This is a genomic window from Otoolea muris (assembly GCF_943193115.1).
Lineage (GTDB): Bacteria > Bacillota > Clostridia > Lachnospirales > Lachnospiraceae > Otoolea > Otoolea muris.
Map to the genome: position 1 here is coordinate 1 of NZ_CALPCY010000031.1, position 23,233 is coordinate 23,233.

At 54.0% G+C, this 23,233-nt stretch carries 29 protein-coding genes and 1 other annotated feature; of the genes, 7 read left to right on the plus strand and 22 right to left on the minus strand.

The window, feature by feature from the left end; genetic code table 11:
* The 5 genes from NFS31_RS16835 to NFS31_RS16855 form a co-directional block, all read left to right on the plus strand.
* Positions 1 to 214: hypothetical protein (locus NFS31_RS16835; RefSeq protein WP_251497535.1), on the plus strand; the 214-nt coding region annotated here is incomplete at its 5' end.
* Positions 211 to 1,575, plus strand: a complete 1,365-nt coding sequence (locus tag NFS31_RS16840; RefSeq protein WP_251497537.1) for an MATE family efflux transporter — start codon at positions 211 to 213, stop codon at positions 1,573 to 1,575. The genes NFS31_RS16835 and NFS31_RS16840, both read left to right, overlap by 4 nt.
* A gap of 28 nt (positions 1,576 to 1,603) precedes the next feature.
* Entirely contained in the window at positions 1,604 to 2,296 is a 693-nt protein-coding gene (locus NFS31_RS16845; protein WP_160226013.1) for a response regulator transcription factor, read from the plus strand.
* Complete coding sequence (locus NFS31_RS16850; RefSeq protein ID WP_251497541.1) at positions 2,293 to 3,135, plus strand: sensor histidine kinase; 843 nt, start codon at positions 2,293 to 2,295, stop codon at positions 3,133 to 3,135. The genes NFS31_RS16845 and NFS31_RS16850 overlap by 4 nt, the downstream gene beginning before the upstream one ends.
* Positions 3,123 to 3,560: a sensor histidine kinase gene (locus NFS31_RS16855; protein WP_251497544.1), complete on the plus strand. Its 438-nt coding sequence runs from the start codon at positions 3,123 to 3,125 to the stop codon at positions 3,558 to 3,560. The genes NFS31_RS16850 and NFS31_RS16855 overlap by 13 nt, the downstream gene beginning before the upstream one ends.
* Before the next feature lie 116 nt (positions 3,561 to 3,676).
* Here the strand turns inward: NFS31_RS16855 and NFS31_RS16860 are convergent, their stop codons facing one another.
* From NFS31_RS16860 to NFS31_RS27865, 3 genes are read right to left on the minus strand one after another with little or no spacing between them, the layout of a single operon-like run.
* Complete coding sequence (locus NFS31_RS16860) at positions 3,677 to 3,919, minus strand: DUF2442 domain-containing protein (RefSeq protein WP_160225893.1); 243 nt, start codon at positions 3,917 to 3,919, stop codon at positions 3,677 to 3,679.
* Between the two features lie 17 nt (positions 3,920 to 3,936).
* Positions 3,937 to 4,086, minus strand: a complete 150-nt coding sequence (locus tag NFS31_RS27860) for a DUF4160 domain-containing protein (RefSeq protein WP_275563901.1) — start codon at positions 4,084 to 4,086, stop codon at positions 3,937 to 3,939.
* Complete coding sequence (locus NFS31_RS27865) at positions 4,049 to 4,156, minus strand: DUF6783 domain-containing protein (RefSeq protein WP_334303104.1); 108 nt, start codon at positions 4,154 to 4,156, stop codon at positions 4,049 to 4,051. Before NFS31_RS27865 ends, NFS31_RS27860 begins: the two co-directional genes overlap by 38 nt.
* On the opposite strand from NFS31_RS27865, the gene NFS31_RS27870 reads away from it, so the two are divergent.
* A complete protein-coding gene (locus tag NFS31_RS27870; protein WP_416389476.1) occupies positions 4,106 to 4,285 on the plus strand; it encodes a DUF6783 domain-containing protein in 180 nt (59 codons plus the stop codon). The two genes, NFS31_RS27865 and NFS31_RS27870, sit on opposite strands and share 51 nt — an antisense overlap.
* Here the strand turns inward: NFS31_RS27870 and NFS31_RS27875 are convergent.
* The 14 genes from NFS31_RS27875 to NFS31_RS16925 all read right to left on the minus strand — a co-directional run bounded on the left by NFS31_RS27875 (position 4,240) and on the right by NFS31_RS16925 (position 17,557).
* On the minus strand, positions 4,240 to 4,377 hold the full coding sequence (locus NFS31_RS27875) for a DUF4160 domain-containing protein (RefSeq protein ID WP_334303102.1): 138 nt from the start codon (positions 4,375 to 4,377) through the stop codon (positions 4,240 to 4,242). The two genes, NFS31_RS27870 and NFS31_RS27875, sit on opposite strands and share 46 nt — an antisense overlap.
* Before the next feature lie 143 nt (positions 4,378 to 4,520).
* Entirely contained in the window at positions 4,521 to 6,269 is a 1,749-nt protein-coding gene (locus NFS31_RS16870) for a carbohydrate-binding domain-containing protein (RefSeq protein ID WP_251497547.1), read from the minus strand.
* Positions 6,270 to 6,348: 79 nt separating this feature from the next.
* Positions 6,349 to 7,026: a DUF4956 domain-containing protein gene (locus NFS31_RS16875; RefSeq protein ID WP_251497550.1), complete on the minus strand. Its 678-nt coding sequence runs from the start codon at positions 7,024 to 7,026 to the stop codon at positions 6,349 to 6,351.
* Complete coding sequence (locus tag NFS31_RS16880; protein ID WP_251497553.1) at positions 7,019 to 7,804, minus strand: polyphosphate polymerase domain-containing protein; 786 nt, start codon at positions 7,802 to 7,804, stop codon at positions 7,019 to 7,021. Before NFS31_RS16880 ends, NFS31_RS16875 begins: the two co-directional genes overlap by 8 nt.
* Before the next feature lie 291 nt (positions 7,805 to 8,095).
* Positions 8,096 to 9,313 carry a CCA tRNA nucleotidyltransferase gene (locus NFS31_RS16885; protein ID WP_251497556.1) on the minus strand — a complete coding sequence of 406 codons (1,218 nt, stop codon included), beginning with the start codon at positions 9,311 to 9,313 and terminating at the stop codon, positions 8,096 to 8,098.
* A 15-nt stretch (positions 9,314 to 9,328) separates the two neighbouring features.
* Positions 9,329 to 10,762: a proline--tRNA ligase gene (proS, locus tag NFS31_RS16890; RefSeq protein ID WP_251497559.1), complete on the minus strand. Its 1,434-nt coding sequence runs from the start codon at positions 10,760 to 10,762 to the stop codon at positions 9,329 to 9,331.
* A gap of 126 nt (positions 10,763 to 10,888) precedes the next feature.
* Positions 10,889 to 11,152, minus strand: a binding site (T-box leader).
* A 54-nt stretch (positions 11,153 to 11,206) separates the two neighbouring features.
* On the minus strand, positions 11,207 to 11,731 hold the full coding sequence (locus tag NFS31_RS16895) for a M24 family metallopeptidase C-terminal domain-containing protein (protein ID WP_331482721.1): 525 nt from the start codon (positions 11,729 to 11,731) through the stop codon (positions 11,207 to 11,209).
* 206 nt (positions 11,732 to 11,937) lie between these two features.
* Positions 11,938 to 12,906, minus strand: coding sequence for an aminopeptidase (locus tag NFS31_RS16900; protein ID WP_251497562.1), 969 nt, complete (start codon positions 12,904 to 12,906; stop codon positions 11,938 to 11,940).
* A gap of 212 nt (positions 12,907 to 13,118) precedes the next feature.
* The gene (locus tag NFS31_RS16905; RefSeq protein WP_251497565.1) at positions 13,119 to 13,769 is read right to left on the minus strand and encodes a GntR family transcriptional regulator; all 651 of its coding nucleotides are present in this window, start codon (positions 13,767 to 13,769) and stop codon (positions 13,119 to 13,121) included.
* A gap of 140 nt (positions 13,770 to 13,909) precedes the next feature.
* Positions 13,910 to 14,599 carry an NUDIX hydrolase gene (locus NFS31_RS16910; RefSeq protein ID WP_251497568.1) on the minus strand — a complete coding sequence of 230 codons (690 nt, stop codon included), beginning with the start codon at positions 14,597 to 14,599 and terminating at the stop codon, positions 13,910 to 13,912.
* A gap of 304 nt (positions 14,600 to 14,903) precedes the next feature.
* The gene (locus tag NFS31_RS16915) at positions 14,904 to 15,971 is read right to left on the minus strand and encodes an AI-2E family transporter (RefSeq protein WP_251497571.1); all 1,068 of its coding nucleotides are present in this window, start codon (positions 15,969 to 15,971) and stop codon (positions 14,904 to 14,906) included.
* A gap of 322 nt (positions 15,972 to 16,293) precedes the next feature.
* Complete coding sequence (locus NFS31_RS16920; RefSeq protein WP_251497574.1) at positions 16,294 to 16,569, minus strand: acylphosphatase; 276 nt, start codon at positions 16,567 to 16,569, stop codon at positions 16,294 to 16,296.
* A 21-nt stretch (positions 16,570 to 16,590) separates the two neighbouring features.
* The gene (locus NFS31_RS27880; protein WP_334303103.1) at positions 16,591 to 16,701 is read right to left on the minus strand and encodes a DUF6783 domain-containing protein; all 111 of its coding nucleotides are present in this window, start codon (positions 16,699 to 16,701) and stop codon (positions 16,591 to 16,593) included.
* Positions 16,702 to 16,762: 61 nt separating this feature from the next.
* Entirely contained in the window at positions 16,763 to 17,557 is a 795-nt protein-coding gene (locus tag NFS31_RS16925) for an RluA family pseudouridine synthase (RefSeq protein ID WP_251497577.1), read from the minus strand.
* Between the two features lie 584 nt (positions 17,558 to 18,141).
* On the opposite strand from NFS31_RS16925, the gene trhA reads away from it, so the two are divergent.
* Positions 18,142 to 18,792, plus strand: a complete 651-nt coding sequence (gene trhA, locus NFS31_RS16930) for a PAQR family membrane homeostasis protein TrhA (RefSeq protein WP_251497580.1) — start codon at positions 18,142 to 18,144, stop codon at positions 18,790 to 18,792.
* A gap of 69 nt (positions 18,793 to 18,861) precedes the next feature.
* On the opposite strand, the gene larE is transcribed toward trhA, so the two are convergent.
* The 5 genes from larE to NFS31_RS16955 all read right to left on the minus strand — a co-directional run bounded on the left by larE (position 18,862) and on the right by NFS31_RS16955 (position 23,222).
* A complete protein-coding gene (gene larE, locus NFS31_RS16935) occupies positions 18,862 to 19,719 on the minus strand; it encodes an ATP-dependent sacrificial sulfur transferase LarE (RefSeq protein WP_251497582.1) in 858 nt (285 codons plus the stop codon).
* Positions 19,716 to 20,945: a nickel pincer cofactor biosynthesis protein LarC gene (larC, locus tag NFS31_RS16940; protein ID WP_251497585.1), complete on the minus strand. Its 1,230-nt coding sequence runs from the start codon at positions 20,943 to 20,945 to the stop codon at positions 19,716 to 19,718. Before larC ends, larE begins: the two co-directional genes overlap by 4 nt.
* Entirely contained in the window at positions 20,942 to 21,688 is a 747-nt protein-coding gene (larB, locus tag NFS31_RS16945) for a nickel pincer cofactor biosynthesis protein LarB (RefSeq protein WP_251497588.1), read from the minus strand. Before larB ends, larC begins: the two co-directional genes overlap by 4 nt.
* A gap of 131 nt (positions 21,689 to 21,819) precedes the next feature.
* Positions 21,820 to 22,425 (minus strand): ABC transporter ATP-binding protein, encoded by a 606-nt coding sequence (locus tag NFS31_RS16950; protein WP_251497591.1) that lies wholly within the window; start codon positions 22,423 to 22,425, stop codon positions 21,820 to 21,822.
* Positions 22,422 to 23,222 carry an ATP-binding cassette domain-containing protein gene (locus NFS31_RS16955; protein WP_251497594.1) on the minus strand — a complete coding sequence of 267 codons (801 nt, stop codon included), beginning with the start codon at positions 23,220 to 23,222 and terminating at the stop codon, positions 22,422 to 22,424. The genes NFS31_RS16950 and NFS31_RS16955 overlap by 4 nt, the downstream gene beginning before the upstream one ends.
* Positions 23,223 to 23,233 lie beyond the last annotated feature (11 nt).

Here is a 23,233-nt window from a genome sequence, read left to right on the forward strand (position 1 = left end):
GAATAGCAGCGTTACGGCGTCCGCTCACTCAATCCTTAAAATAACGTGGTTGAAAAGGCGTTTCCAATATGATATATTACTCTCTATTACCTGCCGCCTGATTAGCGAATGGCAGATGGCGGCTGCGCGTAGATATTCATTCCTGTTGCCACGAGATTCAGGAAAAACAGGAAAGACAGCAAATCCACAATCTGCAAGGAGGAATAAATTATGAACCATAACCGTGCTTCCGGCGAAGCGGATCTTGGCCGTGATCCGATCGGCCGGCTGCTTTTTAATCTGGCGCTTCCGGCCATCACGGCCCAGATCATTAATCTTTTGTACAACATGGTGGATCGCATGTATATCGGGCATATTCCCGACATCGGTCCGGACGCCCTCACCGGGGTGGGCGTGACGATGCCGGTGATCATGTGCATCTCCGCCTTTGCGGCACTCGTCAGTATGGGCGGCGCGCCGCGGGCTTCGATTATGATGGGCAAAGGACGGCCGGATGAAGCGGAGCGCATCCTTGGAAACTGCGCTTCCATGCTCTTTTTTATCTCCGTCACTCTGACCGCGTTCTTTCTGCTGTTCGGCCGCTCTGTGCTTCTGATGTTCGGGGCCAGTGAAAATACGATCCTTTATGCATGGCCCTATATGCAGATCTATGCCTGCGGCACGATTTTTGTGCAGATGTCGCTTGGCCTGAATGCCTTTATCAATGCGCAGGGATTTGCCAAGATCGGAATGGTAACTGTCGCGATCGGGGCGCTGTGCAATATCGTTCTGGATCCGATCTTTATCTTTGCCCTGCATCTGGGCGTGCGGGGAGCGGCTCTGGCCACCATTATTTCGCAGAGCGTGTCCTGTGTATGGATCCTCCGTTTTTTAACCGGGCCGAAGACCACCCTGCGGATCCGTCCGGCCAATCTGCGCCCGGACGCCGGAACCGTCGGCGCCTGCGTCTCGCTTGGACTGTCCCCTTTTATCATGCAGTTCACAGAGAGCATTTTGTCTGTCTGCTTTAATACCAGCCTCTTAAAATACGGCGGCGATATCGCGGTGGGGGCTATGACAATCCTCACCAGCGTCATGCAGTTTTCCATGCTGCCTCTGCAGGGGCTGACACAGGGCGTGCAGCCGATCATCAGCTTTAATTACGGCGCGGGGAACATCGCGCGGGTAAAGCAGGCGTTCCATCTGCTTTTGAGAGTATCGCTCTGCTATTCCACTTTCCTGTGGGCGATCTGTATGTTCCTCCCGCAGGCTCCGATTGCGATTTTTACAAATAATGAACAGCTTGCGCAGTTTACCATGTGGGCTATGCGGATCTATATGGCCGCGTCTCTGATCTTTGCGATCCAGATTTCCTGCCAGCAGACTTTCATCGCCCTTGGAAATGCGAAAACCTCTGTGTTTTTAGCGCTTTTGCGCAAAGTGATCCTTCTGATTCCCCTGATTTTCATTCTGCCGGGATTTTTCGAGAATAAGGTCATGGCTGTATTTATCGCAGAGCCTGTAGCGGATGTCATCGCTGTGTCAGTGACTGCCTCGCTGTTCTTCTTAGAATACAGAAAGCTCGGGGAAACATGAGACTGGGGAGGTAAAAACTGATTCGATGATACGCATTTTAATTATAGAAGATGAAATCCGTCTGGCCGCCACCCTGGCGGATCTTCTGGAGCACGCGGGATACAGCGCCTCCTCCGTCCACAATGGACCGGACGGCCTGACGCTGGCCGCCGGCGGCGGTTACGATGCGGTTATCCTGGATGTAATGCTGCCCGGTATGGACGGCTTCCAGATCCTGCGCCAGCTCCGGGCTGATCATACGGACACGCCTGTCCTGATGCTGACCGCGCGCTCAGAGCTCCCGGATCGGATACGGGGGCTTGACGCCGGGGCCGATTATTATCTGACAAAGCCTTTTGAAAATGAAGAGCTTCTGGCGTGTCTGCGCACGATTCTCCGGCGCGCGGGCGATACAGCCGGCGCGCCGCTTCGGTTTTCGGATATAACACTTTGCCCTGAGACTCCGGCGCTTGTCTGCGGCGGGCGCGAAATCGCGCTCAGCGCAAAGGAGCTTGAACTCATGCGCCTGCTGATCGTCAACCAGGGACAGCTTTTGTCAAAGGAGACTCTGCTTTTAAAGGTCTGGGGATATGACTGCCCGGTGAATCCGAACAGCGTTGAAGCCTATATGTCGTTTCTGCGCAAAAAACTTACGCTGCTCGGCTCTGCTGTCCGCATCCGCGCTGTGAGAAGCCTTGGATACAGGCTGGAGGAAACACTGGAAAAGGAGGCGGCAAAGTGATTGACGGGCTGAGAAGAAAAATGATTGGAATTATGATGGCAATTGCGGCCGTGATGCTGTCTGCCGTATTTGCCACCCTGTACGGCTCTACGCGCGCCTCCTACCAGAGCCGGGCCTATAATGGGCTGCGGGCCGCCATACGCCAGGGCGCCGCCGTCCGCCCGGACGGGGAAGAACGCGGGCCCCGCATCCGGGAATTCCCGGGAGAGGTATTTCCGGCGCTGGTTCTTGAGGAACACAAAAACGGCGAAATCCGGATCCTGGAAAGCCGCCTCTATCCGGGCCGCGAGCTTGAGCCGGAGGAGCTCGTCTCCATGATCCGCTCTTTAGAAAAGCCCTTCGGCCTGCTCAAATCAGAACATCTGCGCTATCTTCGCGAGCCCTTTGGACCCGGACAGACCATCCGCTATGCACTCACAGATACCTTTGCCGAAGAGCGCGCCCTGCGATGGCAGATCATTCATTCCGTCCTGATCGGCTGCGCCGCGCTGGCAATCTTTTTCTTTATATCGCTGTCTCTGTCCCGATGGGCCGTCAGGCCGGTCGGGACGGCATGGGAGCAGCAGAGGCAGTTTATCTCCGACGCCTCGCATGAGCTCAAACCCCCTCTGACCGTCATCCTCTCCAATGTAAATCTTCTGCTTGGCCAAAACGCGTTTTCCGGGGAAGCGGAGCATGCGTGGAGAACTCCCGATGACCGCGCCCGCCTGCGCCACATCGAAGCCGAAGCGCTTCGGATGAAAGAGCTGACCGAAGCCCTGCTCACCCTTGCGCGAAGTGATTCAGGGCAGAAGGCCGCTGCCTTCAGGGGCTTGATCTCAGCTATGTGGTCAATATAAGCCTTGCCGCCCTTGAACCCGTCGCCTTTGAAATGGGGAAGAACATAACCGGAGAAATTGCAGACGGGATCATGATAAACGGCGACGAATCCAGGCTGCGCCGTCTAACAGATATTCTGCTCGACAATGCCTGCAAATACAGCCGGGAAGGCGGCTGCATCCTTGTATCTCTCTCCCGCTCCCTAAAACGCGCAAAACCGGAGGCGCTATTATGCGTGGCCAGCGAAGGCGTCCCCCTGAGCGAGGATGAGCTCAAACGGATTTTCCAGCGCTTTTACCGCTCGGATCCGTCCCGCGGGCAGGTAGGCGGATACGGCCTTGGCCTTCCAATCGCCCAGGCCATCGTGGAAGAACACAGGGGAGCGATCTGGGCGGAGTCAGATGGAGAGGGCAAAAACAGCTTCTTTGTGCGGCTGCCTGTGTAAAAATATGCATCAGATGGAGCCGAAAACACAGAACAGCTAAAAATGTGACAGCTTTGATGCCATTATTAGGCGATGAAGCTGAGCAGGGCTCTCCTTAGCCAGTAGAGCCCTTTTAACTATGATACTAATTTTCCAAAATCATATAATTCGTCCGGACATATGTCCTGTCCGTCCGGCCAAATCACTGTAAAACCATCTGTAGTAACACGTTTAAAATATTCAAAAGACCGCAATTGCCCATACCATTCTCCTTTTATATATGGCTCAACATCAAAATACTTTTTTTCACCATTATCAAAAACCACTAAAATCTGATACGCACAAACTGCTTCTACCTGAACAGCGGTTGGTCTTAACATAGCGGCGCCTCCTTTTACTAACGCAACGGTTCAATCTTAAAATAACCGTCTCCATTACTAAGCAGCTCCCAATTCGCCCGTAATTCATCTTCGTGAATCGCTGCCCACGCTAACAAAAGTTTCAATTGTTTATTCGGAAAGCTCCCCTCTAAAACTTCTCCGTCCAATCCTAGAGCGTGTTTGAAAATTCATTCCTGGCATCTGCACGCCCCACTTCGCGGTATATTTGTGCCAAATTCACTTAACGTAGCCCACTACGCCGCGTTCATTTGGCACAAATCTCCCACAAAGTGGCACGCACAGCTACCAGAAAGCAATTTTCAAACACGCTCTAGAACCAGTTCGTTGCCTGCATACAAAGCGTGAATATGTGCTTTATTATGCTTCCCATCTCTTTCACTCTGCATTCGTATAATAATTCCAAAAAACATGGATAATGCGGGCATTTTAACCTCCATTCAAAATGCTGCAAATTTTTTATTTTCCTTATTTACAGAATACCATAAAAGCTCTGATAAATAAAGAAAAAATTGAAATCTGCCGTCGTCCGGACTGTCTTGAGAGAGCCGCCATTGAGTGCCTCTGTATCCAATAACTGCGCTCATTCCCCACGCCGTCCGAATTCCCCCTCCGCTCCTTCCAAAATACCGCCTTCTCCAGGAGGCTCCGGCGCTCCCTCCGGCCTTCCCATGTCCCCATGCTCCTCCGGACGCCTGCCCCGCCCCGGCTCTCCATGTCCGCCCGGAAATTCTCCTCCCATCCGCTCTCCGGAATACGTAATAACTTCATCTGTCTGCGCCTGCGCGCTCTCCTCTCCCGCTGTAATCCGGTAATTCTCTCCCAATTTAAGCTCCGGAGAACTGAAAATCAGGACGGAATACTCCTTCTGCGGCGCATATTCCAGGAGGGACGCCCCGTCAGAATCCTCTACCTTTAAGGCGCTTCCCCCCTCTTTCTTTGCCTCAAAAAAACGGACAATTATCGGCTGCTGCGAATCCTCTGAAAAGGTCTGCAGCATCCCCGCGTTTCCGGTTCCCACAACCGTTCCGCCCACAATACGCCCCTGCCCGTTGTAGTCTAAAATCCCGTTTCCTCCATCCAGCGAACCTTCCGCATACAGGATTCCGCCCTCCATAAAAAAATCTCCGTTGGAATCAATCCCATCCCCGGAAGCATTCACCCTCACCTCGCCTCCGGCAATGCGGATATACGCCCCTTCTGCAACAGCAAACGGATCGTCTCCGCGCCCCCCGTTTCCGGAGCTGTCCGCGCCTCCGGCCGCATTGATGCCGTCGTCCTCTGAGACAATGGAAATTGTCCCCCCTGTGATATCCACAGACAGGCCTTCCAGCCCCTCATAGCTTTCCGCGACTGTAAGCTCTCCTCCTGAAACAGACAGCGACCGATCCGCATGAACCCCGTCGTCCCCGGAGCGCAGGGCCAGGCTCCCGCCGCTTATACGTATATCCCCGTTGCTGTGGACCGCGTCGTCCGCGGCGGCTATATCCAGGACGCCGTCCGTTATCTCTGCCAGCGTCTCCGCCTTGATTCCCTTTTCAGCCGCATCTATGGACAGCCCGCCCCCGGTTATCCTTACATAGCCCTTGTCAGCATCGCTGTCATTGCTTGCCTGCACCCCGTCTCCCCCGGCCGTGACGGTGATCGTCCCGCCTTCGATTTCCACAGAATCCTTTCCTTTGATTCCGTCATTTACCGCCTCTATCTTCAGTATTCCGGAGCGTATCGTCACGTCATCCCTGCCGCGGATCCCTTCCTGGTAGTTTCCGATCACCCGTAAACGCCCGTCTCCCTCAAAAATCAGATTATCATGGCTGAAAACGGCCGCGTCAGGCTCATCGTCCCCGTTCCTGTCATACTCATACGAAGCTCCGTCTGAGACGGTATTGTCACTCCCCTCCTCCAGTATAATTGTCAGGCTTTTGCACTGCTGCCCATATATGGGTGAAAAATCTGCGCTTGCTATGGATAAGCCGTCCATAATCAGGGCGACCTCCCCGTCTCCCGCGTCAATCACAATCCTGCCGTCTGAGACAGCGCCGCTGACGCGGTAACTCCCGCCCTGTGTGATTGTGAGAACCGTCCCGTCCGCCGCCGCTCCCGGGCCGTTTATTGTAAAGCCTGTTTCCGCGGCTGTAATCACGGTTTCTCCCATACTGCCGCCCGCGGTTTCCTTCTGCGCATCCGCCGTCTGCCGCCCGCACCCGCCAAGGAGCAGGCATGACAGGCCGAATATTCCCGCAGCCCCGCCCGCGCGCAGGAGATACGCCGTCCCGGCCTTCTTTTCCCACACATATTTTGCGTCTTTTTTCCTGTATAATCCTGCCTTCATCCTTCTTTCCTCCTGTCTGATTCCTCTCTGATAACCGTTCAGCTAACCTGAACGGCTGCACTCTCTGCCCTTTTGCCGCTCACAGCTCCTCCCTGCTCTCCGGAACGCGGCCGCAGACAATACCGAGATTTCCGTTTCTGCACCGGATCGCGTCCAGCATCTCCTTTTCCTGCGCCTCTGACCGCAGATCGATCCGATAGCACAGCTCATACAGGCTTCCCATGTTCACTGTCCTCACACGATGAAGCTGGCTCCTGTATACATAGCGCTCAAAAATATCGTCAAAAATTCCAAAATAATCGAGATTTTCCGGTATCGTGACTTTCAGCTCCCTTGCGCCGCGTCCGCTTCTCCAGACAGGGAGCGAGACTAGGATAACCCCCGCCCCGCCGACGGTAAAGGCCAGCAGGGCCGCCATGGCCAGGTATCCCATTCCCGCCGCCAGCCCTACCGCCATGGCCAGAAAGACGCTGCCAATCTCCCTTGAATTTCCCGGGACGGAGCGGAACCTTACCAGGCTGAAGGCCCCCATTACCGCGATTCCGGTTCCCAGATTGCCGTTTACCAGCATGATAACCGCCTGCACGATCACCGGGAGTATCCCCAGCGTGACAATAAAATTTTTGCTGTATGTATTTTTATATGTGTGCAGAAGCGCCAGAACCATCCCCAGCGCAAGGGAAGTACCCATGCATAAAAGCATCTGTCCCGCGGTCAGTCCCGCCTCCCCTGTCCCTGTTAAAATACTGTCAAGCACAATATTCCCCTCCTTCTCTGCTATCGGTTTTACCGCATCTGTTCAGACGCCATGAACCGCTGCTTTTCATCATATCTTCTCTGTAAGATCCCTGTTTATAAATGTTCTCTTTATAATACATGCCGTATTTCGAGTACGAGACCGGAAATATGGACAGCTCCGAAAGGCGCCGGCTCATCCAGAGCGGCATAGCGCCCGGGATTTTCACCTCCATCAGAACCTGATCCGGCTGTATAAGCTCTGTCCCGAAATCGCCGCCGGCCAAATCAAGACGGTTCCTCCGGCCCCGTATACGGCGGTCAAAGGTCACGCGCAGCTCTGGATCCTCTCTGCCGAAAAAAGCCAGGCGGTCATAAGCGATAAAAGCCTTGGGCAGCAACCCCCAGCGCTTTATGGCGTAATCAATCTCCTTTATAATCTGGCTCCCCGGCTCCGGGCAGATTCCCCTGTACAAAAAATCCCTGGCTTCCTTCAGTTTCAGCGCCTCCCGGCGCTTATAGACGATCCCGCCCGCTTTCTTTTTAAGCTCCGCAAAGACTGTCGAGTCCTGCGATACCGGGCCATAGGCGCGCAGCCTCACCTTTTCTTTGTACTCCGGCTTTTCAATCGAGCGCCGGATCAGCTCAAAATTCCCCGTATCGAAATAGATATTGGAAATGGTATGCCTTCCAAACTGATCCGCGCACATCCATTTTACCATCTCGCAGATCAGACTGTGATACTGCGGCGTATCCAACAGATATTTTTTCTCATACCGCTCAAAAACTTCCTGGGCCATGTTATTCCTCCTTATGCGTCACAGCGTTGAATCCGGCGCCTGCCTCTTGCGCCTCCCCGTATCGCGCAGCCATACGGGTTATTTAAACCGCAGCCTTATCGTAACAGCCGAAGCTTAAAAAAGGCTTAAAAAAAGCCCCGGAAACCGTGATATTTCTGTGAACTCACGATTTCCGGGGCTTGATGCCCGTATAGCGCGGACTGTAAAAGCGCCCTGCATTCGCTCTCCGGCCAGAGCGCGTCAGAAAAGTCCCCTCCGCTGCAAGCATTTCTGCTTCGCCGCCCGCGGGAGTCAGTCTCTGTCCGACGCCGCCTTTAACAATATTTCCTTCACGTTATCCTCAGGATACTCAAGGACATGCGCAAACAGCTCCTTAAGCGTCTGCCCCAGAGCCGGACCCGGCGCAGCCCCGGCAGCGATTAAATCCGTCCCTGTGACCGCCAGATCCTTCATGCGGATGCAGTCTCCCTTCCCGCGGATCTCCTCTGCCAAAAGCTTAAGACGGGCCGCATGCCCCCCGTCCTCCCCGTCCAGAATTTCCTTCATCTCCAGCAGGCAGTCAAAAAGCCCGTCGTCCATGGCGGACATCGCCTGACGGACCGCGCGCGGATCGCCGGCTATCCTGACAGGGAGCCAACGGATCAGCGCCCGCGCGCAGCGGATCGTCTCATTGTCCAGCTTAAACTCCTTAAGTATCCGCCCGCCGGCGTCCTCCCCCATTTCCAGAAGAAACGCAGCCCAGCGGACGGCTTTGGCAGACGGGAGCGCGGCCGCCAGCCGAAGCCTTCTTTCAAGCCTCCTGGCTGCCTCCGTCTCTGCAAACAGGTCCGGAAAGGATTCCGACACATATGGAGCCATCCCGGCCTCCCGGATCATACACAGCCGCTCCGGATGGCGGGACAGTAGCGTCTTTGTAAGCTCTGCCTGCACCCGCTCCCGGCTCACACAGGACAGCCTGGGCGCTTCCGCGCGCAGCGCCAGTTTCGTCCGCTCTTCTATGGTAAAATCGAGCTGGGCCGCAAACCGGACCGCGCGCAGAAGCCGCAGAGCGTCTTCAGAAAAGCGCTCTGAAGGATCGCCCACACAGCGCACCACACCGGCCTTCAAATCCTCCCGCCCGCCGAACGGATCCACCAGCTCCCCGCTCCGGCTTAAGGCCATTGCATTGATCGTAAAGTCGCGCCGCTTTAAGTCTTCCTTTAAGTCACGCGTAAACGCGACTTCCTTCGGATGCCGTCCGTCCTCGTATTCTCCGTCAATCCGGTACGTCGTAATCTCATAGCCTGTGCGGTCAAGCACCACGGTCACCGTCCCGTGCTGGAGCCCGGTGTCAATGGTGCGCGCAAATACCTGCCTGACCTCCTCCGGCCGGGCGGATGTGGTGATATCCCAGTCCTCCGGCTCACGGCCGAGCAGCATATCCCGCACGCATCCTCCCACTGCGTATGCCTCATAGCCATGTTCCTCAAGCTGTAACAAAATCCACTCTACCTGCTTTGGAATCTGCATCTTCGTATGCCTTTCTTAATACGCTTTGCCCCAATATACCATCTTCGCCGCGGGCCTGCCGCAGCAGACGCAGGTATCGCTCAAATGCTCCTGTACGAACGGCATGCAGCGCGAGGTAATGCCCACATCCTCCTTAAGCTTCTCCTCACACTCCTGCGAACCGCACCACATGGCCTTTATAAAGCCCGGTTTGTGATCCGCCGTATCCTTAAGCTCCTCCATATTCAGAGCCGTGTACGTATGGGACTCCATGTGCCCCTTCGCGCGCGCAAACATGTCGCTCTGTATCGTATCCAGGAGGCCGCGAAGCTGCTCCTCTATCCCGTCCAGCGAAACCGTAATCTTTTCATGCGTATCACGGCGCACAAGCACAGCCTGATTCTGCGCAATATCCCTGGGGCCGATCTCGATGCGCACCGGAATGCCGCGCATCTCTGATTCGCTGAATTTCCAGCCCGGAGACTTATCAGTATCATCCACCTTAACCTTAAAGCCCGACAGCCGCTCTTTAAGCTCAAACGCCTTGCCAAGAACGCCTTCCTTATTCTGCTGAACCGGCACAATCACTGCCTGTACCGGGGCAATCCTGGGCGGAAGCACCAGCCCGCTGTCATCCCCATGCACCATGATAAGCGCCCCGATCACGCGCGTGCTTAACCCCCAGGACGTCTGGTGGATAAATTTCAGCTTATTGTCGCGATCCAGGTACTGAATATTAAACGCCCTCGCAAAGCCGTCGCCGAAATTATGGCTTGTGCCGGACTGCAGCGCCTTTCCGTCATGCATCATAGCCTCAATGGTAAAGGTTGACTTCGCGCCCGCGAATTTTTCCTTATCCGTCTTCTGCCCGCGCACCACGGGGATAGCCAGGACCTCCTCGCAGAAATCCGCATAGACATTCAGCATAAGCTGCGTCCTCTCCTCTGCCTCTTCCTCTGTCGCATGCGCGGTGTGTCCCTCCTGCCACAAAAATTCCCTGGAGCGCAGGAACGGCCTGGTCGTCTTTTCCCAGCGCACAACCGAACACCACTGATTGTAATTCTTCGGCAGATCGCGGTAGGACTGCACATCCTTTGCATAAAAATCGCAGAACAGCGTCTCTGACGTGGGCCGCACGCACATCCGCTCCTGAAGCGGCTCCAGGCCGCCGTGCGTCACCCACGCCACCTCCGGCGCAAAGCCCTCCACATGATCCTTCTCCTTCTGAAGCAGGCTCTCAGGGATAAACATGGGCATATACACATTCTCCACCCCTGTCTCCTTAAACCTCCGGTCCAGCTCCGCCTGGATATTCTCCCAGATCGCAAACCCGGCCGGCTTAATCACCATACAGCCCTTTACGCTCGAATAATCCGTCAGCTCCGCCTTTTTTACAACATCCGTATACCACTGTGCGAAATCCACATCCATGGATGTGATCGCCTCCACAAGCTTCTTTTCCTTTGCCATGACAAACCTCCTGACTGCTCCTTTTGTTCCGTCAACATCACTGCCGGCCGCGCGCCGTTTCCACAGCGGATCCTCTCGCGCCCCTGTGCATAAAAAAGCCACCCGATCCCTCTGAATCATCGCGATCAAAGGGACCGAATGGCTTAAACTTCGGCGGTACCACCCTGTTTAACCGGAACCTGCCGCACACATCCTCTCTGCGGCCCGGCGGCTGTTCAGACAGCCCGAACTCATTTCCGGTTCACTCAATTTCCGTTAACGCCGGTATACGATACATCTTCATGTATGGCTCAGGGGCCGGTTCCATCCTCATGGACACGGAAACCTCGCACCAGCGGTTTCCTCTCTGGAAGTGTGTAAGAATCTACTAATCCCCTTCATCGCCGTAATTTTATATGTGATTTGACTTTGGTAAGCTGATTTTACGTCAGGATGGGCGGTTTGTCAACCACTGATTTCTCTGGCAGCCTCTTTAAGCCACGTTTTTTCCTCCTCGCTGAGGAATGGGGAAATCTTCTGATAAACCTCCTTATGATATGCATTTAACCGTTTTATATCCTGCTCATCCATAAATCCGGTGTCAATGGCATCCAAATCAATGGGCGCCCAGGTCAAAAATTCAAAGCGGAGGAACTGTCCATACTCGTTTTTCTCATCCGGCGCACAGAGAATCAGGTTTTCTGTCCGGGTTCCAAATCTTCCTTCAAAGTACATACCCGGTTCCACGGAACAAATCATGCCCGGTTCGATCACCGCGCTGTCCTGCCTCTCCGGCACGATCTTCCAAAGGAGGCCGTTGGGCCGCTCATGGACATTCAATACATATCCGACGCCGAGGCCGGTACCGTGGCTGAAATCCGGCCCCCTCTGCCACAATGCCTCCCATAAAGGGGAAATTTCCCAAAAGCGCCCCGTCTTCCGCGCGCATAACCGAACCGGAAGACTGATCCGCCATCTTGACCGCTTCATTCATGATTCCGCACAGGAGCGGTTCCAGCGTGCCTATCAGTAAGTTTGCAGAAAATTGGACACGCATGGGTAATCATATAGACAATGCCTTTTCCATTCAGTAAGCTTACCGCCCCATCCGGCCAGCGCGCCTGTCCCTGCCAAACATACCGCAAGGCGGGGCGTTCAGAGGGCGGGAATGATTTTAAAAACACCTCCAGGCCGGGCTACAGCCTGACAATCCCATTCTCCATCAATATTCTGCTATCTGCAACGATCGTTCCGTTTTTCATAATCACATCATAATGGCAGCTTGCTTTCACATTTCCTCCCAATGTAATACTGGCGCCAATTCCAATATGGCAGCTCCCAAACACCCCCTCATCCTCTAACATAAATCCGCAAAAACGGCAGTGCGTATTTAAACCAACGCCATGTTCCGCAATATTGTATACATTCGGATCCCGTTTTGCCTTCAAATCATCAGCCAGCATCTTAGCCTGCCTGCCTCCGGAAATATCGACGATACGCCCGTTTTCCACAATCAAAGTTACCGGCTCTTCTAACACGCCAATCCCAATGTACGGAATACTTGCGTCTGCCACAATAACTCCGTTCGCGGTTCCCTCCAGCGGCGAGACATTCGCCTCCACAGCCGGGAATGTTGAAAACTCTCCCTTCTCCACCATGCAGTAAAAATGGTTTCCCCGGCGCCCCTTTGCCGAATATTCCAGATGTGTTCCGCTTGGCGAAGTTAAAACGATCGTTTCCGCTCCGGCCATAGCCTGCGCCATCCCGATACAAATTGGTTTCAGCGCTTCAAAATCACCTTCAATACCTCCTCTCATCATCATCTCTTCTGTAAAACCAGTCAGTACCAATCCCCTGGCGCCTTCCGAAAGCGCTGTCTTTACTGCCTGTGTGTGCGTGATCGATTTTCCAACGATCGAGAAGAAGACATCGCTGGCTTTCATCGCAGCCGCAATATCCTTTGGCGGTTCCTCCCCATCCCGTTTACGCGGTTCCATTATACACAGCGCCGGTTCCGCGCCAACCCGATAGACTTCCGATGCCAGGGCCTGCGCAATGCTGAGATGCGACAACTCCGTTATGAGCAGCACCTGCTCCCCCTCTTTTACCTTGACACAGGTATTAATTACCTTACTTGCCCCTCTTGACATGTAAAAATTCGTCATATCCCCCTCCTTGACATATTGTATATTCTATAGAATGTATGATATATTATATAATAATCCCGTTTTTATGTCAAGAAGAATGCGGCGCGGCCTTCATCCGGTTTTTGTCATCAAATATCGCAGACAGCGGAGCTAAACTGCAAAAAAAGTTACGGCTCACAGCCTGGCCGAAAAACAGCCGTCCTGCGAACCGTAACCTTATTCTATGCACTTTATTTGTTTTCAATATATTTCCGCCCATTGCGGATGTGCTCGGAGACCGCATCCTGCGCTCTTTCTGCTTCCCTCTGATTCAGTGCATCCACAATCTCCCTGTGTTCCTTCACAATCTCTTTCTGGCGTTCTACACTGCTGGAAGAATATTTGCGGTCCCTGCTGATCACTCCTTTCAGCATGCCCAGCAATTTACAGAGAGTCTCATTTCCTGACAGGTGATATATATACTCATCGAATTTCTGGCTGGCCTCCGAGACTTCAAGAACTCCTTTTGCCGCGTCGAATTCCTCAATTAGCTGATACAAATAATCAATATCTCTCTCGTTCAGCCGGTGAACAGCCTCCCTGACTGCCAGACGTTCCAGAGCCTCCCTGCATGCGTAAGCCTCCTGTATTTCTTTTTGATTTAATGTACGGACCACAGCCCCATGATATGGAACCGTCTCAACCAGCCCGTCGCTCGCCAAACGCCGGAGCGCCTCTCTCACAGGGGTCGCGCTTACATTCATTTGTTTTGCCAAATGCTGCTCCTTCAGCTCGGTTCCCGCCGGCAAATCTCCGCTCGCTATTGAATCTACCAGATTCTGATACACCTGCTCAGCCAATGACACCCTCGATACACTGGATACCTTTCCGTAACCCCTCATCTGTCTGTAACTCCATTCTGCTTTTGCTCTCCCTGCCTTTTGTATTCCAAATGCAGGATTCATTACTAAAATTATATCACCAATTTGCCTTTTATGGCAATAAAGATTCTATTATGCAGCCGTAATGTATTTTTATGGATTTAAATCCCAATCCCCGCCTCCCTGTACATCTGAATAAACGAATGAAGAATTTTGGCCGTCATCCCCCAAATCACGGCCTCCTCATTCCTGTAAAACAGCACTCTGTATTCCCCTTTCCGCCAGCGGTATGCGCGCCCGCCCGGGACAAGCTCAAAGGGAAAGTCCTCCCCTGGCTCTGTCACGACGTCTGCGATATGTTCTTCCGGCTCATGCGCGGCAAACCAGCCGAGAGAGACGGTAAAAACGCGCTCCACCTCATCCTCTGAAAAACCTCCCTCATACCCGCGCAGCACAGCCAGAAAGGGATGCGCCATCTGGCCGGACGGCGTTATCAGCACATCCAGCGGGGCCAGGATTTCGATCTGGCTTTTGTCTGCCAAAAGCTCCTCCACAGTCTCCCGCACAGCCGCTTCCCTCCTGCTTTCCCCGGCCTCCACCGCGCCGCCGGGAAAGCATACCTCGCCGGGCTGGCTTTTCAGCTTTGGCGAGCGCACCTCAAAAAGTATATGGAATTCCCCGTCCTTTTCAATCAGAGGCACGAGCACAGCAAAATCCATCCCCGGCTTCCGGTCGAGAATACCGGGACGCCGATCGGCCCACAGGCATTTCATATGGGATACCATATCCTTTGAATCCGCCTTCGGCGGCCGCGCTGTTAAATCTTCAGATTCCTGACGATACAATTTCACGATAAAACCTCCGTTCCTCACCTTTTTCTCTATTTTATCACGCCCCGGCTCTTTTCTCCACTTTTCCTTTTTTATTGCTGCCGCGCAAACCTCATGTTACTGTTCACACCCCTGCCGGGCTGTGTCCAACAACACGCTTCGCGATGCACACAAACCGCAAAAAATGCGGTTTGGCGCTGCTGCCCTCGGGTTTTCTGTGACTTTCGCTGCGCTGCACTCACAAAAAACACCTCGGATTGGCTGGTGTGTGAACAGTAACAACCACAGCCACTCTGAAGCGTTACATTCCCGTATTCTATCCTTTTCATTCATCCCTCTCATACTCCTCCACCAGATCCTCTATCAGCAAAAGTCCCACGGGGCCCAGAATCACGCCCAGGGCGCCAAAAAGTTTCAGTCCCGCATACATGGAGGCCAGCGTTTCCAGCGGCGAAAGTCCCATTTTCTTTCCCATCATCCTGGCCTCCAGAAATTCTCTCATAAAATAGCAGATCAGGTACAGCCCCAGAAGCATCAGTCCCTGATACCATTTCTTCTGCAAAAGAAGAAAAATCCCCCATGGGATTAAAATGGTCCCCGTGCCAAAAATCGGCAGGGCGTCAAATACCCCGATTCCGATTCCGGCTGTGATATAATACGGATTGTTAATAGCTATCAGGGTAAGTATGCACAGGCAGGAGGTCAAAAACAGGAGCGCCGCCTGCGTCTTAAGCCACGCGCTCCCGGTCAGTGTCAGGCGTCTGCGAAGCAGCGAAAACTCCCTGTGGAAAACGGAACGCCAGCGTCTTTCGCGCAGCTCATCCATTTCCTGCAGGGAAAGAATTGACGCGATAAACAGTATCACCACAAAAACGACAACTTTTATAAATGACAGAAACACAGAAACGGAATTAAACACCAGATTGGGCATGGCAACGGTTTTAAATGCCTCCGCCATCCCTAAGAGAACCTCCTGCATCATAGACACCAGCACGCCCTCGCGCAACTGCAGGAATACTTCTATACCGTGACAGAGCCCGGTCAGCCATTCGTCAAAGCTGCGGATCCAGCCCGGCGCGGCATTGACGAGCTGATTTGCCTCCATAAACAGCCGCCTCGCCCCGGTAAAAAATGCCGCGCCCAGAACGGCCAGGACAAGCACAAGCTCCACGCCCCCTATTACGCCCACCGGCACCCGCACGCTCCGGCTGCATATCCGGAAGGTCAGCCGCCTCTCCAGCCACACTGCCACAGGGCGCAGCATCAGGGCTATGACATAAGCGATAATAAACGGAATAAACAATGGGAGAAGGTATTTAAAGCTCAAATAAACGCCTGCGCCCACGCCTGCCGTCAAAAGCGCTCTCTTCTGTTTTCTGGTCAATTCCGGCATCCATTCACCTGCTTTCCTAAAAATCTCCTGTGGAGACTGAATCTTTCCGCAACAGTTCAGGCAGCCTCTGAACCGTTATATCTTCTCAACCGCGCCGCCGTAAAGCTTGCGTATAAGGAACTGTACAGAAAAAGGAAAAGCTGCAAAGGCGGGCATTCGGCGTCTTACCACGCCTGTCCCGTCTCTGCAGCTTCCTTCTGTAAGCTTCTCTTTTGTCTATTAAGGAGCTTACCCATGGGCTGGCCCATTTGTGTTTTGTACTTCTTTCGTACAGCAACTATTATTGGCCGATTCAAAAAAAATATTCTTTTTTCTTCTGTCATTAATATCCAGCAATGCGAAAACGGCTTTCCCGCTCCAGACAGGCAATCTCCTGCTCTTCCACATCTGCAATGCGGATAAAACGGCCGTTTTCCAGCTCTGACATAAGCCTTTCCATAGACGCCCTGTCTCCCTGGACCTCCATCTCCACCCGGCCGTCCGGCAGGTTTTTTACCCAGCCCGTAAGGCCCAGGCTCTCGGCTGTATAACGGGCGCGGCAGCGAAACCCCACGCCCTGTACCGCTCCGCTGAAATAAACATGTTTTCGTATCTTCATCCTGATCTCCTTAGAGCGTATTTAAAAATTGCTTTCTGGTAGCTGTGCGCGCCACTTTGTGGGAGATTTGGGCCAAATGAACGCGGCGCAGCGGGCTGCGTTAAGTGAATTTGGCCCAAATATACCGCGCACTATTCACAGGTTATTTCCGGACAGTTCCTTACCCATATCCCCCTGTAACTGCCTCCTCCGGCTATACCGTCTGATCCGCTTCGCCTCCCGGCCCTTCAAAGACGGCATCCTCCGGACTGTGTGCGAACTCCATCGCCTTTCCCGTCTCCGGATGCTCAAACGCGAGGTATACAGAGCATAGGGCCAGCCTGCCGCGGCGTTTTGGGCCTTCATGTATCCCCTTTTGCCGCTTTTCCCCTCCCGGAAACGGCAGCGCGCCGCCCCACAGAGGATTATACTTTGCATCTCCGAAAAGCGGCGTCCCATGCGCGGCAAACTGCGCCCGGATCTGGTGATGGCGGCCTGTCAGAAGCTCGATTTCCACCAGAGAAACGGTGAGAGGCTGTCCGCTCTGCGGATCCTCCACATCCATGTTCCAGAGTGTCCGGTACTTCAGCCTCGCGCATTTGCTCCCCGGAGTTTCCTTATCCACAACAACAGAGCGATTCGTTTTTCCGTCTCTCAACAGATAATCCACATAATTATCCACAATATCCACAGGTTTTCCACAAACTGCCGCCTGATATCTCTTTCTCAGCCTTCCGTCCTGAACCTGCCGGCTGAGCGAGGCCGCGCTCTTTGGGTTCTTTGCATATACCATAATCCCCCCAACCGGTTTATCAAGCCTGTGGATAACTCCCACATAAGGTTCTCCACCCTTTCCCGCGGTTTTTGTTGACATCCCTGTGGATAACCTGAGGTAATTCTTTATTTCGCTCACCATATCCGGGTCAAAGCCGCGGCCGGTTTGGGAATCCAGGCCGGGCGGCTTTTCCACTACCAGGATATCGGAATCTTCGTAAAATATTTTAACCATATAACATCCTTTATGCGTGTAAGTATGACATCGAAAAGTTGCTGTTTACAGGCGATTTACTGAATTTTAGGAACCGGGCGGCGGGGTGTGCTGCGGTTTATTGCGGAGAAGGCCGCTGGCTGCGTTATTGGCGGGCCATGAATCTATACGCGTTTATCTTGGTATATCTGAAATGTAAAAAATATTTTCTTAAGTTCATGACATGATACCAGGGCCAAAAGGTCTAAAATCCGATACAAGCTCGCCTGGAGGAGGATTTTTGAACCTGGGACCCGCCAAAAACAGGAAAAAAGAGCCCGATCAGGGTGGATTTTGAATGTTTTTGAGGATTGCGGGAGCACAAAGTACGGAGCAATCCGGTATCAAAGGGGCCAAAAGACCTTTTGACCCCGACATCATGACATCAATTTCCCGCCGTCTGAGCTGTTATACAGGGTAAACCATTTAAAATAATTTACTTGCATAAAACGCAAAACAGGTGTATAGTATATTAAAATAGTTGATATAGTATTCAAAACTACATAATACAATATTTTATACCACAAGCTTCCAAAAAACATGTCTCATGAACAGGAGGATGCATTATGACCAGACGAATCAAGGATCCGGGCAGCGCCCTGACTCATTTTATTGCTATGATAGGAGCCGCTGCGGCCTCTGTGCCTCTTCTCATGAAGGCGGCCAGAGAGCCTGGCAGCGTCCACTTCACCGCGCTCCTTATTTTTATTGCCAGCATGGTTCTTTTATATGCTGCGAGCACCGTGTATCACACGCTCGATATCTCTGAGAAAACCAATCAGCTCCTGCGCAAGCTGGATCATATGATGATTTTTATTCTGATCGCCGGCACCTATACCCCGGTGTGCCTGATCGTGCTGGGCAACCGATCCGGTTATTTCCTGCTGGCTCTGGTATGGGGTATTGCGCTGGCGGGGATGCTTGTCAATGCGCTTTGGATCAACTGTCCGAAATGGTTTTCTTCCCTGGTCTATATTGCCCTTGGATGGATCTGCCTGATCGCTTTCCGCCAGATCGTCCTGGCACTGCCGCGCGCCGCCTTTGGATGGCTTCTGGCAGGCGGGCTGATCTATACGGCTGGCGGCTTGATCTATGCGCTGAAGCTGCCGCTGTTTAACTCCAGGCACCGCAATTTCGGCTCGCATGAGATCTTCCACCTCTTCGTGATGGGCGGAAGCCTGTGCCATTATATTCTGATGTACGCATTTGTGGCCTGAAAAACTGCCGCAGAAAACTTACCATGTTCCTTTTTTCTCCGGCTGCGCCTGTAAACTTTCCCACGCCGTTTACAGGCAATACCGCCCGCCAGCGTTTTCCAGCGCCGAATCCATGCTTCCGGAGCGAAAGCCGGCGAGATCCAGGGTGATATAGCGAAAGCCCAGCCCCTTAAGCATCGCGCAGATCTCCTCCCGGCGTTTTACGGCCGTCTCCATCTGATCCGGATCCACCTCGATGCGCGCTGTATCCCAGTGGACGCGCAGGCGGATATTGCCTGTAAATATCGCCTTCAGCCCTGTTTCGCCCTCCTCAATCCGGCGCAGGAGCGCATAGTCTAACGGCTCCCCATACGGAAGGCGGGTCGCCATACAGGGCGTTGAGGGGCGTCCGGACGTGGAAAGCCCATAGCCGGACGCCAGCTCCTTAACCTCCTGTTTTGTGATGTGAAACCGCGCCAGGGGGCTTATGATACCCAGTTCCTTAAGGGCCTTAAGGCCCGGCCTGTATACATGGAGATCGTCCTCATTCGTCCCGTCTATCGCGCACTGCGCCCCCCGTTCGTCTGCAAATTTAAGAAGCGTCTGAAACAGGTGGCGTTTACACAAATAACACCGTTCCGGCGGGTTATTCCGGAGCGCTTCAAGCTCCAGCTCATTGACTTCTATCACATGATGATCCGCCCCCACTTCCGCGGCAACGCGGCCCGCGATCTCCAGATCACAGGCCGGGTGCAGCATGGTCCAAAAGGTAACGGCATAGACCGGATTGTGAAATTTTTCCGCGCTCTCGCATGCCATTTTGAGGAGCAGGCTGCTGTCCACTCCGCCCGAAAAGGCCACGCACACCGGCCCTTTCGCGCATTGATCCATAAAATCCTTAAGAGCCTCAAAGCGCTCCCTCAGAGACTGACTCATTTCTCCCATCATTTTCCGCAGTCCCTCATATCCTCTGCCACGCCGGCAAATACCTCCTGGAATCCGAGCCCCTTTTCAAGGCAGATAGAGCGCACGCTCTCATATTCCGGATAGCAGGAAACCTGTTCCCCCAGGCGGCAGATCTTTGCCGCTGCTTCGCCGTAGCGCGTCGGGACGCGCCTCGTCTCCCGTTCCATCACTGTCCGCTCCACCGGATAACGGCGGATCCCGATTGTGGTTGTCGCTGCAAATACGATCTGCTCCATGCGCCCGATCTCAGACGCGCCGCATAACACATGGAGCGTATAGCCCGGACGGTTCTTTTTCATAAAAGCAGGCGTATACCACACATCCCTGGCCCCGGCCTCCAAAAGCCGCTCCATGGCAAAGCCCAGCGCCTCTCCCGTGCAGTCGTCCAGATTGGCCTCCAGCGCCCAGACGGCCTGCGGCTTTTCTTTCGGGCAAATAAGCATCGCCCGCAGGATATTCGCCTGTTCAAAATCCTTATTTCCCGCGCCGATTCCGATCTTCTCGATCGTATAACATTCAGGCATTGCCTCCTCTGTCCGCAGGGCCGCCGCAATCGCCGCGCCCGTAGGCGTCGCCATCTCGCCCTGATTCTCCGTAAAACGGAGCGTCAGTCCATGGCCGGAGACAATATTGGCCGTAGCCGGAACCGGAACCGGCATCACGCCGTGCTGGCAGCGCACATACCCCTGCCCCTCTGCCAGCGGCGACACATAAACCCTGGAAATACCCAGATTATGAAAGCATACCGCCGCGCTGACAATATCCACAATCGAGTCAATAGCCCCTACCTCATGGAAATGAACCTCTTCCACCGGAATCCCGTGCGCCTTTGACTCCGCCTCAGCCACAATCGAAAACATCCTTCTGGCCAGATTCTTAACGGCATCATCCGCATCAAGACGGCCGATAATGTCAAAAATATCGTTCAAATTCCTGTGAACATGTCCGTGGGAATGCCCATGACCGTGTTCCTCATGACCGTGGCCGTCCTCATCCTCCAGATGCACGTCAAAATCAAAGGCGTCAATCCCGCATTTCTTCTTCCTCCCAAAATGCAGATGATATCCGCCCACTCCCAGGCTGTCAAGGGCCCTCTCCAAAACCTCTCTGTCCGCCCCCAGATCCAGCAGCGCCCCCACTGTCATATCCCCGCTGATCCCGGAGCTGCAGTCCAAATACAGATATCTCTCTTTTCTCTCTTCCATCATTCTTTCACCGCCAGTCTGTTAATCTGAGCCGCCAGATAGCCGGCTCCGTACCCATTGTCAATATTTACCGTTGAAATTCCGTTCGCACACGAATTAATCATCGTCAGCAGCGCCGATAAACCGTGAAAGCCCGCCCCATAGCCAACCGAGGTCGGAACCGCAATCACCGGATTTTCCACCAGCCCGGCCACCGCCGTCCCCAGCGCGCCCTCCATCCCGGCAACAGCAATCACGCAGTTTGCCCTCGCAATCTGTTCCCGCTTCGAGAGCAGACGGTGTATGCCCGCCACCCCCACATCATAAAACCGTTCCACAAAGCACCCGAAAAATTCCGCTGTCTGCGCCGCTTCCTCCGCCACCGGAATATCCGCCGTGCCCCCGGTACAGACCGCCACGCAGCCATACAGACGCTTTCCCTCCTGCTCTATCCTCAAAATCCGCGAGATCGGATCATACAGAATGCCGGGAATACGCTCCCGCACCAGCTCAAACTGGCTCCTTGACGCCCGCGTCCCCAGTACCTCTCCGTTTTCACGGTGCAATGTCTCAAAGATAGAAGCAAGATACGCATCCGGCTTTCCCTCGCAGAAAACCGTTTCCGGGAAACCGGAACGCAGCTTCCTGTGCAGATCCAGCTTCGCAAAGCCCAGATCCTCATAGGGGAGGTTCTTAAGTCTTTCTTCCGCTTCCTCGATACTCATATGCCCTTCACGGACATTATGGAGCATTTCTTTTATATCCATCTCCTGCCTCCTGTCGCGCTGTTTTAATTGTAATATGAATCACACTGGTTCGTCAATTCTTAATACAGGCGGGCTGTCGCTGGCCCCCTCTTACGATCTGCCACAACCCGCACACACATAAACCAAAGGCATCACCATTGCATTATAACCCGCCTCGTACAAACCCTCTCCAACACCCCCTCGCTATGACTCACCGCCAAAACCCCAATTCCCCGCCTCTTTGCCTCCTCCAGCACCACATTCCAAACCAGGCTCTGCGTCACCATATCCAGCATCGCCGTAATCTCATCCGCCAAAAGAATCTTCGTCCCCTCCCCCAGCGCCCGGGCGATGCAGAAGCGCTGCAGCTCGCCCCCTGACAGCTCTGACGGAAAACGTTCCATCCATTCTTCCCGGATCCCCAGCCGCCGGATCAGCTCCGCGGAGATCTCCCCGCCCTCTTTCAGAACATGCTTCATCCTCCATCTGGGATTTACGGACTGCTCCGGGTGCTGCCAGATCATCTGCACGGGCAGACGGCCTTTGTATGTCTCCACCGGCCTGTCATCGAGCAGCACGCGCCCTTTATCCGGCCTCTCATATCCGGCGAGCAGCCGGCAAAGCGTCGTTTTTCCAAATCCGCTCGGCGCGGTCAGTCCCACCCGCTCGCCCTCATCCACGCAGATGGAAATGCGATCCAAGATCTGTCCCTTTCCCCTCCCGTATTGAAAGGATATCTCCTCAGCCCTAAGCCTCATCGATCCGCCTCCTCCCATACTTGAAAGCCATTCTCCGGCATGGCATGGTACAGCGCCCGCGTATACGGCTCCTTCAGATTCCTTCCCGCCCGGAAATCGCCGGGATCCGCCTCCTCAATCACGTTTCCCTCATAAAATATCAATATCCTGTCCGCGCATTCCAGCGCCAGCTCCAGATCGTGCGTGATCAGGAGAACCGCGGCTCCCCCGCAGGCCAGCTCTTTAAAATGCCCGGCCACCCGCCTGGCCGTATGCGCGTCAAGCCCGGGGGTGGGCTCGTCGGCAATGATTAGCCTCGGATCTCCCATCAGGGCCGACGCGATCAGGATGCGCCTTGCCATGCCTCCGGAGAGCTGATGCGGATAAAGCCGTTCCGTTTCCGGACCCAGGCCGTAGCGTTTTAAGAGTTGCCTGCATTTTTCCCGCGCCGCCGAGTCTTTCCTGCCCCCGCGTATCTGCTCCCCTGCCCGCATCAGGGGATCCAGATAAGAAACGCCCTGCGGAACCAGGGTAATCTCATTTCCGCGAAGCGCCGCAAGACGCCTGCCGTCAAGCCGCTGCCCATCGTAATCGATCGCGCCCTCCATACGGCAGTTATAAGGCAAAATCCCCATGATCGCATGGGCCAAAAGGCTTTTTCCCGAACCGCTGGCCCCCACGACGGCTGTCAGCTTTCCCTTTTCCACATCGCAGCTCAGCCCCCGCACCGGGTGGAGCTCCCTTCTTTTCAGCCCCCTGTCATATTGTGTAAATCGGATATGCAGATCCCGGATTTTCAAAAGAATGTTTTCTTCCATTGACACACCCC

What these genes read in the sequence shown, in the direction of transcription:
- NFS31_RS16840 (WP_251497537.1), top strand. Translation starts at nt 211, where the DNA reads ATGAACCATAACCGTGCTTCCGGCGAAGCGGATCTTGGCCGTGATCCG.
- NFS31_RS16860 (WP_160225893.1), bottom strand. Translation starts at nt 3,919, where the DNA reads ATGTTAAGACCAACCGCTGTTCAGGTAGAAGCAGTTTGTGCGTATCAG.
- NFS31_RS27875 (WP_334303102.1), bottom strand. Translation starts at nt 4,377, where the DNA reads ATGGAGGTTAAAATGCCCGCATTATCCATGTTTTTTGGAATTATTATA.
- NFS31_RS16870 (WP_251497547.1), bottom strand. Translation starts at nt 6,269, where the DNA reads ATGAAGGCAGGATTATACAGGAAAAAAGACGCAAAATATGTGTGGGAA.
- NFS31_RS16880 (WP_251497553.1), bottom strand. Translation starts at nt 7,804, where the DNA reads ATGGCCCAGGAAGTTTTTGAGCGGTATGAGAAAAAATATCTGTTGGAT.
- NFS31_RS16885 (WP_251497556.1), bottom strand. Translation starts at nt 9,313, where the DNA reads ATGCAGATTCCAAAGCAGGTAGAGTGGATTTTGTTACAGCTTGAGGAA.
- proS (WP_251497559.1), bottom strand. Translation starts at nt 10,762, where the DNA reads ATGGCAAAGGAAAAGAAGCTTGTGGAGGCGATCACATCCATGGATGTG.
- NFS31_RS16895 (WP_331482721.1), bottom strand. Translation starts at nt 11,731, where the DNA reads ATGAAGCGGTCAAGATGGCGGATCAGTCTTCCGGTTCGGTTATGCGCG.
- NFS31_RS16900 (WP_251497562.1), bottom strand. Translation starts at nt 12,906, where the DNA reads ATGACGAATTTTTACATGTCAAGAGGGGCAAGTAAGGTAATTAATACC.
- NFS31_RS16905 (WP_251497565.1), bottom strand. Translation starts at nt 13,769, where the DNA reads ATGAGGGGTTACGGAAAGGTATCCAGTGTATCGAGGGTGTCATTGGCT.
- NFS31_RS16915 (WP_251497571.1), bottom strand. Translation starts at nt 15,971, where the DNA reads ATGCCGGAATTGACCAGAAAACAGAAGAGAGCGCTTTTGACGGCAGGC.
- NFS31_RS16920 (WP_251497574.1), bottom strand. Translation starts at nt 16,569, where the DNA reads ATGAAGATACGAAAACATGTTTATTTCAGCGGAGCGGTACAGGGCGTG.
- NFS31_RS16925 (WP_251497577.1), bottom strand. Translation starts at nt 17,557, where the DNA reads ATGGTTAAAATATTTTACGAAGATTCCGATATCCTGGTAGTGGAAAAG.
- trhA (WP_251497580.1), top strand. Translation starts at nt 18,142, where the DNA reads ATGACCAGACGAATCAAGGATCCGGGCAGCGCCCTGACTCATTTTATT.
- larE (WP_251497582.1), bottom strand. Translation starts at nt 19,719, where the DNA reads ATGATGGGAGAAATGAGTCAGTCTCTGAGGGAGCGCTTTGAGGCTCTT.
- larC (WP_251497585.1), bottom strand. Translation starts at nt 20,945, where the DNA reads ATGATGGAAGAGAGAAAAGAGAGATATCTGTATTTGGACTGCAGCTCC.
- larB (WP_251497588.1), bottom strand. Translation starts at nt 21,688, where the DNA reads ATGGATATAAAAGAAATGCTCCATAATGTCCGTGAAGGGCATATGAGT.
- NFS31_RS16950 (WP_251497591.1), bottom strand. Translation starts at nt 22,425, where the DNA reads ATGAGGCTTAGGGCTGAGGAGATATCCTTTCAATACGGGAGGGGAAAG.
- NFS31_RS16955 (WP_251497594.1), bottom strand. Translation starts at nt 23,222, where the DNA reads ATGGAAGAAAACATTCTTTTGAAAATCCGGGATCTGCATATCCGATTT.